Here is a 13,038-nt window from a genome sequence, read left to right on the forward strand (position 1 = left end):
CGGGCGGGCGGTCAGGAGACCGGGGTGCCGGTGCGCTCGGCCCGGGCGGCGCCCCAGTCGTACAGCGCCTGCAGGACGGGGGCGAGGCTGGCGCCCTCCTCGGTGAGGCGGTACTCGACGCGCGGCGGGACGGTGGGGAAGGACTCGCGGCAGACCAGGCCGTCGGCCTCGAGTTCGCGCAGGCGCTGGATCAGCATCTTCTCGCTGATCTGGGGCATGCGGCGGCGTAGCTCGCCGTAGCGGTGCACGCCCTCCTTGAGGTGGGCAAGGATCACGGGGCGCCAGCGGCCGCCGATCACGTCGACGGCCAGCTCGACCGGGCAGTGGTAGCGCTTCTCCACGGTGCGGGCTCCCTACTTACCGGAAAGTGCGTACTGGATCACCAACCGGGCGTTGTGGTCAGGTGTTCCCATGGACAAGCAGCAACCGCCGACGCTGTACGACTGGGCCGGCGGCACCGAGGCGTTCATGGCGCTCTGCGCGGCGTTCTACCGGAAGGTGCCGCACGACGACCTGCTGGCGCCCGTGTTCGCGCACATGCACCCGCGGCACGCCGAGCACGTGGCGACCTGGCTGGCCGAGGTGTTCGGCGGGCCGGCCACGTACACCGCTGAGCACGGCGGCTACCCGTACATGCTGAGCCAACACCTGAACAAGGGCATCACCGAACCGCAGCGGCGGCGCTGGGTGAACCTGATGCTGGACGCGGCCGACGAGGTCGGGCTGCCGGGCGACCCGGAGTTCCGCGCGGCGTTCGTGAGCTACCTGGAGTGGGGCACGCGGCTGGCCCGCGACAACTCGCAGCCGGGCGCCGACCCGCCGCGCGAGGCGCCGGTGCCGCGCTGGGGATGGGGCGTCGCACCACCGTACCAACCGTGAGACAACGGGCCTAGAGGACATTTAGCCTGAAAGTGTGGGAGGCTATCAGCTGAGCGTCGACTTCGGCACGTCGAGCACCGTCGCGGTGCTCGCCGGGCCGGACGGCGAGCACCATCCGCTGCTGTTCGACGGCGAGGAGTTCCTGCCGTCCGCGACCTGCCTGGACAACGCGCCGCACCTGCTTGTCGGCCGCGACGCGCTGGCGCTCGGCCAGGCGCATCCGGACCGGCTCGCCGCGTACCCGAAGCGCGCCGTCGACAGCGGCGCCGTCGTGCTCGGCGGCGTCGAGTGTCCCGTCGGTGACCTGTACGCGGCCGTCTTCGCCCGCGTCGCCGCCGAGGCCCGGCGCGTCGCCGGCGAGCCGATGAGCACCGTCACGCTCGCGCATCCCGCGTGCTGGGACCGCCGCCGGCAGGCCACGCTGACCCGGGCCGCGGCGAAGGTCGGCCTCGGCCCCACCAGGCTCGTCGCGGAGCCGGTCGCGGCGGCCCGGCACGTCGTCGACGCCGGCACCCTCGACGTTCCGGACGGCTTTTCGCTCATCGTGTACGACCTGGGCGCCGGCACCTTCGACGCCGCCGTCGTGCGCCGCACGGGCGCGACGTTCGAGCTGCTGGCGCAGCGGGGCCTGCCGGACGCGGGCGGCCTGGACCTCGACGCGGCGATCGTCGCACACCTCGGTGGCCTGCTCGCCGACGACACGATCCGCTGGGAGCGCCTCACCCGCCCGCAGACCGCCGACGACCGCCGCGCCGCGCGCCGCCTGCTGGACGAGGTCCGTGCCGGCAAGGAGCTGCTGTCGGTCGCCGGGTCCACCACGATCCTGGTGCCGCTGTTCGAGGAGTCGGTGACCCTCACCCGGGCCGGCCTGGAGCGCATCGCCCGGCCGCTGCTGGACCGCACGGTGACCGCCACGGTGTCCGCCGTCGCCGAGGCCGCCGTGTCCCGCGAGGAGGTCGCCGGCCTGCTGCTGATCGGCGGCTCGTCACGGATTCCGCTGGTGGCGCGGCTGCTGCGGGAGGCGCTCGGGGTGGAGCCGACCGCGGTGCGGCGCCCGAAGCTGGCGGTCGCCGACGGCTGCCTGCCGGTCCGCCCGCGCGGCCAGGCCCGCCGCCCGCGGGTGGCCGAACCGGTCGAGTCTGGCGTTGGGGCTGGGGTCGCGGCTGGGCACGGGGCTGGGCACGGGGCCGGGGTCGGGGCTGGGGTCGGGGCTGAGGTCGGGGTCGGGCAGCCGGCGGCCGGACCGGTTCGGGGGTCCGGCGCCGCGGAAGGTCGCCGGGCGGAAGCCGAGGGCCGGCGGTTCGAGCCGGCGGCGTTCGAGGCGGCGGCAGCGCGGACCGGGCAGGCGGGTCCCACTGCCACCCGGGCGAACCCTACGGATGCCGGGGCCACGGGCCCGGTCAGGCCGTCGAAGTCGGAGGCGGCGGCGAAGGTCAAGGCCGCGCCGGACAAGGGGAAGCCTGTGAAGGGCGGCGCCGCGGCGGGGAAGGGCGCGAGGTCGAAGGCCGTCCGGGTGGCGAAGGTCGCGGCCGGCACGCTCGTCGGGTCGGCGGTGGCGATCGCGGCCGGGGTGTGGGTCGGGTTCGCGGTCGCGCCGTCGGAGTCGTTCACCGCGATCCAGGTCGGCCAGTGCGTACGCCAGGACGGTGCCCGGGCCCGTCCCGTCGACTGCGGGGACGAGGGTGCGTACGAGGTGACGGCGCGGGTGTACCCGGCGGGGCCCTGCCCGGATCCGGGGCAGCCGTTCGCGATGCAGGAGCAGACCCAGCTGTGCCTGGCCCCGGCGGCCGAGCGGACCTCGGGGCCGATGCGGGTGGGTCCGCGCACCGCCGGACCGCGCCCGGCGGCCCCGATGTCCGCCGTCACCCCACCGTCCGGGACGCGACCGGCGGGCTCGCCGCGGGCCGCCGGACCGTCCGCGGGCTCGCCCCAGCCAGCCGGCGGCGGGCGGCCGGCGGACGGTCAACGGGCCGGGTCGCCCGCCGCGGACGGCGCACCGCGGGCCGGCTTGCGGCCAGCGGAACCCAAGCGAGGCACCAAGCCCCGTCGGTTCGGCCCCTGAACGCCGGCCGCGCGGCGACAACGCGACGACGACAACGCGAGGATGACGGCGCGAGGATGACGGCGCGAGGATGACGGCGCGAGGATGACGGCGCGAGGATGACGGCGCGACAACGGCGGCGGCTGAACGACGGCGGCTGAACGACGGCCGCGCGACGACGGCCGCGCGACGACGGCCGCGCGACGACGGCCGCGCGGAGGCGGTCAGGACCGGGACAGCTCCGTGATCCGCCGCAGCAGCAGGCCCTCACGCAACGCCCAAGGGCACACGTCGACATCGGTGATGGCGAGGGCCTCCATGGTGGCCGCGGCGACGATGGCGCCGGCGAGGATCTGCCGGGAGCGGCTGGCGGCGACGCCGGGCAGGGCGGCGCGCTCCTCGGGGCGCATCGCGGCGAGGCGCGGGATCCAGGCGCGCAGGCCGTCGAGGGTCAGCCGCCCGTCGGCGCCGGCGACCCTGGCCAGCTGCTTGAACGTCTTCGAGGTCGCGATCCGGCACACCCCGTCCGGCTCGTCGGCGCCGTCCGCGCAGAGGGCCGCGCGCAGGCGGGCGGCGTGCGGCTGGACGCCGCGCAGCACGTGCCGGTGCACGGCGGCGACGTCGCGGTCGGTCGCCGGGTGGCAGGGCAGCATGGTGCGGGTGAGCCGGGCCGCGCCGAGCGGCAGCGACACCGCGACGTCGGGCGTCTCGCCGGAGCCGGCCGCGATCTCGGCCGTGGCGCCGCCGATGTCCAGCAGCAGGACCGGGCCACCGCTGTGGCCGAGCCAGCGGCGCACGGCCAGGAACGTGACGCGGGCCTCGTCCTCGCCGCTGAGGGAACGCAGCTCGATGCCGGCGGCCCGGCGGACCCGGTCGCGGATCTCCTCGACGTTGGTGGCGTCGCGGATCGTGGCCGTGGCGAGGGGGATGAGGTCGATGACGGCGTGGCGGCGGGACGCGTCGACGGTCTCGGCCACGGCGGACACGAGCCGGTCCACCGCGTCGGCGGACAGCGCACCGTCGTCGTCGACGGAGTCGGCGAGCAGGGTCGGCGCCTTGAGGCGGAACACCGACTGCGGCGGGCCTCCGGGGTGGGCGTCCACGACGTGCAGGTGCGCGGCGTTGGAGCCCACGTCAAGCACGGCCAGTCGCATCGGCACCTCCCTGCTGTCCGGACCGCTCAGATCCGGCGCGTTACCCCGACATTCTCCCACCGAAACATTGCGAACCTGTGGCGCGGACCGTCGGATCCGCGCCACCCGCCGAAAGACGCCGTCCGGAGGTCCACTGTGGACCGGCGGTCAGTGGTTCAGGTCGATGACGCAGAACCGGTTGCCGTCGGGGTCCGCGAGCACCACGAAGTCGGGGTCGGCGGGGTAGCTGTCCCACGCCACCCGCTCGGCGCCCAGCGCCACCAGCCGCGCCACCTCCGCCCGCTGCTCGGCGGCGGAGGTGACGTGCAGGTCCAGGTGGATGCGCGGGTGGTCCTGCGGCGGGGTGACGTTGGGCTGCAGCGCGATCGGGGTGCCGGCGCCGTCGGGCGGCACCAGGATCTTCGCGGCGCCGCCGAAACCCTCCTCGTGCGGCCGGTACCCCAGCGCCTCCTGCCAGAACCGGACGGCCCGCGGCACGTCGCCGACGCCCAGCACGATCGCTCCGACGCGCAGCACTGTGCGATCAGCCCTTCGGCGCCTCGAAGACGAGCATCGCGTCGGCGGGCGGCTCCCCGTAGATGGAGCGGACGGTGGCCTCGTCGAAGCGGGACTCGTCGGCGACGTTGACGAAGTCGCGGATCGCGGTGCCCGAGCAGTACGTGTCGGCCAGGGGCGCGCCGCGGCCGGCCAGCACGTCGGGGACGTGCACGGTGCGGAAGTCGACGCTGTACCGCGCCAGACCGGACGTGTTCGGGGTGGAACGGTGCAACTGGGCGCCCGAGAACAGCAGGACCTGGCCGGGGGCGGGCAGCACGACCAGCTCGTTGGGCGGGTGGTGGCCGGTGGCGCCGGGGCGCACCTGCGCCTCCTGCTTCACGGACGCGGCGGTGGTGAGCCGGCCGACGTTGTTGCGGTAGTAGTCGAAGTCCGCGGAGTTGTTCTCGACGGGCGCGTTGAACCGGTCCAGGTCGAAGGACATGGCGTTGTCGTCGCGGGCCGGGAAGATCGGCAGCCACCAGTTGAGCTGCATGTGCGGCGCGGAATACCACACGTCGCGGTGCCACGGGAAGGCGAACGCGACGCCGGTGGTCAGGTGCCCGACCGGGAACGAGGTGCGGGGCTTCGGCACGTCGAAGTGGGTCTCCTCGGCGGTGAAGCCGGCCTCCTCGATGATGTTGCGGACCAGCTTCTTGGACCGCTCGTCGTGGATGAACCGGGGCTTCCACGGGCCGAGCAGCGCGGCCATCGCGGCCGGCTCGAAGTGCTCGTGGGCGTGCTCGGGGTCGTACGGGGCGAACAGCTCGGTCAGCTGCTGCCGGGCGTGGTCGACGAACTTCGCGACCGACGGCAGCTTCGTCATCACCAGCAGGTGACCGTCGTAGAGGCGTTGGCGGAGCACCTCGGGCGGTGCCTGCAGGTCGACGTGAACGGCCATTGGTCTTTCCTCCCCGGAGAAACATTCGCAGGTGAGCGTAGGCATGCCGAGGATGCCGCGACACCCGGGATCGCCGTTGGTGCCGGGTAGGTCAGGTTTTCGACTGAACCGGTGAGGACGTCCCTCGGGCGATCGGCTGACCCGGATCGGGGTCGCCGGTACCGCCAAGATCGATAATGGCAAATGCATGGCAAACGATTGCCGCTGGGAGAGCCCGGTCACTACCGTCCGAGGCACATGTCCCGACTCCGCCAAGAGGGAGATGCTCCAATGCGCCACCATGCCCTCCGTCCACCCGGCCGGACCGTCCGTGCCCTGCTCAGCGCCGCACTCATGCTGGGCGGCACCGTCGCCGCCCTCGGCGCCACCACCGGGGCCGCGCACGCGGCCTGCGGCACCACCAACGTCGCGTACAACCGGCCCGCCACGTCCTCGTCCAACGAGAACAGCAGCCTGACCCCCAACAAGGCCGTCGACGGCAACCTCAGCACCCGCTGGTCCAGCGCGTTCAGCGACCCGCAATGGCTGCAGGTCGACCTCGGCGCCGCCACCGACGTCTGCCAGGTCGTCATCAGCTGGCAGAACGCCTACGCCAAGGCGTTCAGCGTGGAGGTCTCACCGACCGGCGCGGCCGGCAGCTGGACCTCGATCTACTCCACCACCACGAGCACCGGCGGCACGCAGACGCTCAACGTCAGCGGCAACGGCCGCTACCTGCGCGTCTACGGCACCCAGCGGGCGACCGGCTACGGCTACTCCATCAAGGAGCTGGCGGTCTACAGCGGTACGCCCACCGAACCGCCGGTCTGCCCGACGCCGACGCCGGCCAACCCGACGCTCCCGTCGAACTTCATCGTGTTCGACCCGTCCATGTCGGCGGCCACCATCCAGGGCCGCGTCAACGAGGTCTTCGCCCAGCAGGAGGCGAACCAGTTCGGCGCGCAGCGCTACGTGCTGGCGTTCCGGCCCGGCACGTACAGCGGCATCAACGTCAACACCGGGTTCTACACCTCGGTGATCGGCCTGGGCCGCAACCCCGACGACGTCGTCATCAACGGTGACGTCACCGTCGACGCCGGCTGGTTCGGCGGCAACGCCACGCAGAACTTCTGGCGGAGCATCGAGAACCTGTCGATCGTGCCGAGCAACGCCAACAACGGCGACCGCTGGGCCGTCGCGCAGGCCGCGCCGATGCGCCGGGTGCACGTCCGGGGCAAGCTCAACCTGGCCCCGAACGGGTACGGCTGGGCCAGCGGCGGCTACATCGCCGACAGCAAGATCGACGGCAGCGTCGGACCCTACTCGCAGCAGCAGTGGTACACCCGGGACAGCTCCATCGGCGGCTGGGTCAACGGCGTGTGGAACATGGTGTTCTCCGGCGTGCAGGGCGCCCCGGCCAACAGCTTCCCGAGCCCGCCCTACACCGTCGTGGGCAGCACCCCGGTCATCCGGGACAAGCCGTACCTGTACCAGAGCGGCAACGGCTACGAGGTGTTCGTGCCGAACCTGCGCACGAACGCGGTCGGCACCACCTGGTCCGGCGGCTCGACCCCGGGCACGTCGATCCCGCTGAGCAGCTTCTTCGTCGTGCAGCCGGGCGTCACCGCGGCGGCGATCAACGCGGCCCTCGCCTGCGGCCGGCACCTGTTCTTCACCCCGGGCGTCTACCACCTGAGCCAGACGCTCAACGTCACCAACCCCGACACCGTCATCCTCGGCGAGGGGTACCCGACGCTGATCCCGGACAACGGGGTCAACGCGATGAACGTCGCCGACGTCGACGGTGTGAAGCTCGCCGGGCTGCTCTTCGACGCCGGCACGGTCAACTCCGACACGCTGCTCACCGTCGGCCGGGCCGGCTCCGGCGCCCGACACGCCGCCAACCCGACCACCGTGCAGGACGTCTTCTTCCGCATCGGCGGTGCCGGGCCCGGCAAGGCCACCAAGAGCCTGGTGGTCAACGCGCACGACACGATCATCGACCACATCTGGGCGTGGCGGGCCGACCACGGCTCCGGCGTCGGCTGGACCGTCAACACCGCCGACCACGGCCTGATCGTGAACGGCAATTCGGTCTCGGCGTACGGGCTGTTCGTCGAGCACTACCAGAAGGACGAGGTGATCTGGAACGGTCAGAACGGCCGGACGATCTTCTTCCAGAACGAGAAGCCGTACGACCCGCCGAGCCAGTCGGCGTGGCGCACGGACGCCCGCGGCTACGCGGCGTACAAGGTCGCGGACACCGTCACGTCGCACGAGGCGTGGGGGATGGGCAGCTACTGCAACTTCACGGCCGACCCGTCGATCGTGAACGAGCACGGCTTCGAGACCCCGGTGAACCCGAACGTGAAGTTCCACGACCTGCTCACCGTGTCGCTGGGCGGCAAGGGCACCATCGCCCACGTCATCAACGGCACGGGCGGGCCGGCGCAGGGCACCAACACGGTCCCGGTGTACCTCGTGAGCTTCCCGTAAGGCCCGCGATCATACCGGTGTGTCGTCTCGGTCAACAACGTTTGACATTGTCGCTCCATCGACGTACAACTCTGTGAGAGCGCTCTCAGAAGGCTTGCCCGGGTCGGCCGCCACCGGCCCGGGCAGGTTCCGCGAACCTCGGCAGAGGGGCAGCTCGAGGACGGGGCCCGTCCGGCATGGGAGCGCCGGACGGGCCCAACTCTGCTCCAGTTCCCTGTCTGTCGTTTCAGGACGGGGTCGACGCCAGCCGCGCCTCGCGGGTCGGCGGGGCGTCCGTCGTGGGCGGCACCCGGCCCGGCCACCAGGCGGCCCGGCCGAGCAGCGTCATCGTCGCCGGCACCAGCAGCATCCGCACCACGGTCGCGTCCAGCACGATCGCGACCACCAGACCGAGCCCGATCTCCCGGATCGGCGCGAACCCACCCACCAGGAACCCCGCGAACACCACCACGAGCAGCAGCGCCGCCGACGTGACGATCCGGCCGGTCTGCTGCAGGCCCACGGCGACCGCCCGGCGCGACCCGGCGCCGGCGAGGCGGTGCTCGCGGATCCGGGCCAGCAGGAACACCTCGTAGTCGACCGACAGCCCGAACGCGATCGCCGCCACCAGCACCGGCACCGTCAGGTCGATCATGCCGAGGTCGCCGCGGTCCTGGTAGGCGAGGGTGACCACGCCCAGCGCGGCGCCGATGCTCAGCACGCTGGTCAGCACCGCCTTGACCGGCAGCAGCAGCGACCTGGTGAACACCGCCAGCAGCAGCACCGTCGCGGCCACCACCACCAGCGCCGCGAGGGGCCCGTACCGCAGCAGCATCGCCCGGTAGTCGACCAGCCGCGCCGCGTCACCGGTCACCAGCACCTCGAACGGCGCCGGCACGCCCCGCACCGCGACGACCGTGGCCCGCCCCCGCGGGGTCTCGGGACGATGGGCGGGCGTCGCGCGTACCAGCGACACCGCCGCCGACACCGGCTCGACCACCACCGCGGTGACGCCCGGGACACCACGCACCCGCTCGGCGAACTGGACCGTCGCCGGGTCCGCCGCGGGGGAGCGCACCACGGCGAGGATGTCGTCGGGCCCGACCAGCGCGGGGTAGTGCGCGGCGAGCTGGTCGTACTGCTGCCGGGTCTGCGTCGAGGCCGGCAGCGCCCGCGCGTCGCTGTTGCCGAGCCGCATGTGGGTGGCCGGCACGGCCAGCGCGAGCAGGCCCGCGCCGGTCAGCACGGTGGTGAGCACCGGCCGGCGCTGCACCGCGACGGCGAGCCGGCCGAAGACCCCGTCACCGGTCCGCGGGGCGGCCAGCCTGATCCGCCGCCCGGCGAGCTTGAGCACCGCCGGCAGCAGCGTGAGCACCGCCAGCATGTTGACCAGCACGACCCCGGCGCCGGCGAGCCCCATCGAGCGCAGGAACGCGTCGGGGAACACCGCCAGCCCGAGCAGGCTCGCCGCCACCGTGAGCCCGGTGACCGCGATCGTGCGCCCCGCCTTGTCCACGGCCGCGGCCAGCGCCACCCCGACGTCCTCGGTGGCCGCCCGCTCGGCGCGGAACCGGCTGATCAGCAGCAGCCCGTAGTCGACGGCGAGCCCGACGCTGAGCATCGTGGCAACCTGGATCGCGTAGACGGAGATGTCGGTGACGAAGCTCAGCGCGTACAGCAGCCCGAACGTCCCACCGATCCCGGCGACCGCCACGAGCAGCGGCATCGCCCCCGCCAGCAGCCCGCCGAACACCACCACGAGCAGCACCAGCACGACCGGCAGCGTGAACAGCTCGGCCCGCTGCACGTCCGACTGCGCCTGCGCGGAGAACTCGCTGTCGGTCAGCGCCCCACCGGTCACGGTCACCCGCGCGGGGTCCACCGCCCGCAACCGTTCCGCCACGCTCGTCGCGGCTTCAGCGGTACTACCGGCCGCCATCGTCACCTGCAGCAGCACCGCCTGCCCGTCGTCCGACGGCAGCGGGGCCGCGACCTCGGTGACCCCCGCCGTCCCGCGCACCTCCGCGAGTCTCGCGGTGAGGTCCACACCCCCGGTGGCGACCACGGTCAGCCGCACGGGCTGCGGCCCGGCCGCCTCGTCCCGCAGGTCCAGGGCCCGCTCGGTCTCCGCCCCGGGCACGGTCGCGACCTGCGCGGTGAGCTTCATGAACACCCCGCCACCGACCCCGAACCCGCCGGCGACGAGCGCCACCCACACCACGATGACCACCACAGGCCGACGCACCGCCGGCGCCGTCAGTATCCGCAACATGCCGTCGATGCTGGTCGTTGCAACCCTGGTCACGCCTCGCCGAGGGGAGCGGTCTTCGGCCTCCCTCTGCCGGAGCTTCTCGCCTCGCTCTCAGGAGGGAGTCCTTGGGTCGCAGGACCGACGCCGACCTGATAGGTGCGGCACCGCCCTCAACTCCAACGAGCGCCCGCCACCGCCCATCGTGCAGGCGGGTCTGGCCCGACCGCACCGGCCTGTTCCCCTGGGACCCCGACAGCGGCGCCGCCTGCCGGGCAGATCAGCCGACCGCGTGGCTCGCCCGGCGGGACCACGCCCCGGGCGTTCGGGGCGACCTGGACGACTTCTTGCCCTGGCCGTTCTCCGCCACTGACGGCTCCACGACGGCCCGCGGCAGTTCCTGGACAGCGGCCCGACCGAGCGCACCGACATCGCCACATCCGTGAGGTCGCCGACCTCCGGCCCGGCGAGCATGCCTGGCGTACCCCGGTGGAGGCCGACGGCCGCAGCACGCGCCACGACCTGTTGGTGCTCTGGCGACGTGGCGAGCTCATGGAGCACGACGCGGGCGAGGCCGCTGGCGGCAACGGGGTCGGCCGGGCCGGACTGGTCGTCAAGGATGGCGGCTTCGCGGAGACGGGTGTCGAGCTGGCGGAGATGGGCGGGGTCAGGCAGCGCGGTGGTGGTCGGCGACTCCGGCGAGCAGCCGGATGGCGTCCGGGTCGGGCAAGCTGGCGACGTCCGGCGGGGGTGTGGTCACCGGGTCTCCTGGACGGTGTCCGGCGTTTCGGTGGGTCGGAGGGCGATGCGGCCGGCGACGGCGTCCAGGGCGCGGGTGACGATCGCGGTATCGATCGGGTCGAGGCGGGCCAGCAGTGTGTCGGGGTCGCGTTCGCCGTTGAGGATACGCCGGAGGGCGGCGGTGAGGTCGGCCCAGTCCTGAGTGGCGGCCGTGCGGGTGAAGGTTTCGTTGAGCGCGGTGGCCGCGGCTTGGTCGCCGTGGACGGCGGCCACCACGGCGGCGAGGGTCCGCTCCCACAGGTCCAGGTGTGATTGCAGGTCGTAAGCCTGGTCGATGGGCAGGTGGTGGGCGCTGTGGAGCACGGTGTCGAGGGCGTGATGCGCGGTATCCGGGTCGCCGGCCAGCGCGCCGATCAGCTCGGCGAACCGGACGCCTTCCACCTGTTCAACTGTGGCGGTCAGGTCGGCGAGGGACGCGGGTATCACCGTGTCGGGTTGTTTCCGCAGCTGTGCCGCGAGTGCCCGAACGGTGCCGGTGAGTTCGTGGATTTCTCCGGTGAGTTGTCTGATGACCGCGGCGGCAAGGCGGTGGGCGAGTTGTCCGGCCGGATCGGCGCCAGCCCGACTCAAGTAGTTGGCCAGGTTGAAGTGTGAAACGGCGACCGCGGCCAGGTCGAGGCGGGTGTATTTGAGACGGAGCGCGGCATGCTCCAATCTGATCGCCTCGTCACGGTGGCCACGCTTGTCAGCCAGGTCGGCGCGTGCGCTGAGGGTCTTGGCCAAACTCAGGATGTCCTGATGCTGCTCGAACACCTCCTGGCAGGAAAGCAACAGTTGCTCGGCGTCCTCAAGGTGTCCGAGGCGGATCAGCGGGACATAGTCGTTGAACCGGGCGAAGGCGATGGCGTGCTGGCCGGCGCCTCGGGCGCGCTTGCTGGCGATGTTGTCCGCGTTGAAGTTCAGCGCCTGCTGCCAGCGTCGCAGGTCGTTTGCGGTGTGAACGCCGAGGTTGAGCAGCCCTTCCCGCACGGCGAACGGGTCAACCGCGTCGTCAGGGCCGCGCTGGGGCGAGAGTTGGCCCATCTCGGTGACGAGTCGGCTCACCTCGGCCAGGACCTGGTCCGGCCGGCCCAGCCGGTAGACGACCTGCAGGCGGCGCGTTTGGTCGGCCAGTTGGGTCCAGCGGCCGAATCCGGCTTGGCGGCTGTGCTCGGCGGCCTGGTCGGCCAACTCGAGCGCCTCACTCAGCCGACCCGAATTGCTGATCAGATTCACGATGTCCCAGGCGACACGAGCGGCGAGGCGGTGGTCGCCGACCGTGATGAACTGGTTCAGGGCGACGCGCAGCAGCCGCTCACTCTCCGCAGCGTCCACCCGCATGACGGCACGGCCCAGCCCGGCCAGATGTTCGGGTTTGCCTGTGGCGGCGGCGATGCGGTGCAGATGAGCGGCGGCGACCTGAGCGACCCCTGCCGTACGGTCGCGTACGAGGGCCTGCTCGACGACCCACGCGGCGAGGTTCCATTCGGCGAGGCGGAGTAGGTAGGGCGCGGCGGCCAGCCCGGCCCGCACCACCATCCGGGTGCGTTCGCCACCCGGCTGTCCCGGCTGCGCCCCCATGAGGCCGGTCCAAAAGGCGGCGAGCATGGTGTCGATGGCGTCACGTACGTCGGTCGGGGTGGTAGTGCGAACCGTCTCGGCCACACCGGGATGCAGCCGGAACCGCCGCAACGGCTCCGTGTCGCGATCATCGTCCGTGTCTTCGATGGTTTCCTGCTCGACCAGCGCGGCGGTCAGCAGCGGGGCCAGCGTGTCGGCGATGGCCGGCGCGGGATTGGCCAGCTCCAGTTGCCGGCACAGTTGGGGCCAGACCGTCTCGGTCACGGCGGAGAGCCGGTCGTCGTCTTCGGTGCCGGCCAGCAGTTGCAGCAGCAGCCGGGGCGCGTCGGGCAGGGTGTGCATGGCGGTGGTGGTCCAGCCGGCGAGTGCCTGCATGAACCCGGCGTCGTCCAGCGCCGACTCGCCGTCGGCGAAGAACGCTGTCAGGGTCTGGTCGCCGCTGGTGGCGTGTTCGACGGCGTCGAGG

9 protein-coding genes are annotated in these 13,038 nt (G+C 72.7%); 3 read left to right on the top strand and 6 right to left on the bottom strand.

The genetic code is table 11. The features are described from left to right. Window positions 1-11: 11 nt before the first annotated feature. Window positions 12-341, bottom strand: coding sequence for a winged helix-turn-helix transcriptional regulator (locus OP18_RS28540; protein WP_033362142.1), 330 nt, complete (start codon window positions 339-341; stop codon window positions 12-14). A gap of 70 nt (window positions 342-411) precedes the next feature. Here OP18_RS28540 and OP18_RS28545 point away from each other — a divergent pair, with 70 nt between their 5' ends. Next, window positions 412-879 (top strand): group II truncated hemoglobin, encoded by a 468-nt coding sequence (locus tag OP18_RS28545; protein ID WP_033362143.1) that lies wholly within the window; start codon window positions 412-414, stop codon window positions 877-879. A gap of 34 nt (window positions 880-913) precedes the next feature. Next, window positions 914-2,941, top strand: a complete 2,028-nt coding sequence (locus tag OP18_RS53215; protein ID WP_052387492.1) for an Hsp70 family protein — start codon at window positions 914-916, stop codon at window positions 2,939-2,941. 203 nt (window positions 2,942-3,144) lie between these two features. Here OP18_RS53215 and OP18_RS28555 read toward each other — a convergent pair whose 3' ends face one another. From OP18_RS28555 to OP18_RS28565, 3 genes are all read right to left on the bottom strand, one after another. Beyond that, entirely contained in the window at window positions 3,145-4,074 is a 930-nt protein-coding gene (locus OP18_RS28555; RefSeq protein WP_033362181.1) for a Ppx/GppA phosphatase family protein, read from the bottom strand. Window positions 4,075-4,221: 147 nt separating this feature from the next. Beyond that, entirely contained in the window at window positions 4,222-4,590 is a 369-nt protein-coding gene (locus OP18_RS28560) for a VOC family protein (protein ID WP_033362144.1), read from the bottom strand. A 7-nt stretch (window positions 4,591-4,597) separates the two neighbouring features. Next, window positions 4,598-5,509, bottom strand: a complete 912-nt coding sequence (locus OP18_RS28565) for a phytanoyl-CoA dioxygenase family protein (RefSeq protein ID WP_052387493.1) — start codon at window positions 5,507-5,509, stop codon at window positions 4,598-4,600. 270 nt (window positions 5,510-5,779) lie between these two features. Here OP18_RS28565 and OP18_RS28570 point away from each other — a divergent pair, with 270 nt between their 5' ends. After that, complete coding sequence (locus OP18_RS28570) at window positions 5,780-7,984, top strand: discoidin domain-containing protein (RefSeq protein ID WP_033362145.1); 2,205 nt, start codon at window positions 5,780-5,782, stop codon at window positions 7,982-7,984. A 226-nt stretch (window positions 7,985-8,210) separates the two neighbouring features. Here OP18_RS28570 and OP18_RS28575 read toward each other — a convergent pair whose 3' ends face one another. Next, a complete protein-coding gene (locus tag OP18_RS28575; protein WP_063745621.1) occupies window positions 8,211-10,235 on the bottom strand; it encodes an MMPL family transporter in 2,025 nt (674 codons plus the stop codon). 732 nt (window positions 10,236-10,967) lie between these two features. Continuing rightward, a partial coding sequence (locus tag OP18_RS58750) for an ATP-binding protein (protein ID WP_033362146.1) occupies window positions 10,968-13,038 on the bottom strand: 2,071 nt, incomplete at its 5' end.

The sequence above is a fragment of the Dactylosporangium aurantiacum genome (assembly GCF_000716715.1).
In the GTDB taxonomy this organism is placed as follows: domain Bacteria; phylum Actinomycetota; class Actinomycetes; order Mycobacteriales; family Micromonosporaceae; genus Dactylosporangium; species Dactylosporangium aurantiacum.

Bases quoted from the DNA above. Each gene is read 5' to 3' on its own strand.
- OP18_RS28575 (WP_063745621.1), bottom strand. From the start codon at position 10,235: ATGTTGCGGATACTGACGGCGCCGGCGGTGCGTCGGCCTGTGGTGGTC.
- OP18_RS28570 (WP_033362145.1), top strand. From the start codon at position 5,780: ATGCGCCACCATGCCCTCCGTCCACCCGGCCGGACCGTCCGTGCCCTG.
- OP18_RS28545 (WP_033362143.1), top strand. From the start codon at position 412: ATGGACAAGCAGCAACCGCCGACGCTGTACGACTGGGCCGGCGGCACC.
- OP18_RS28555 (WP_033362181.1), bottom strand. From the start codon at position 4,074: ATGCGACTGGCCGTGCTTGACGTGGGCTCCAACGCCGCGCACCTGCAC.
- OP18_RS28565 (WP_052387493.1), bottom strand. From the start codon at position 5,509: ATGGCCGTTCACGTCGACCTGCAGGCACCGCCCGAGGTGCTCCGCCAA.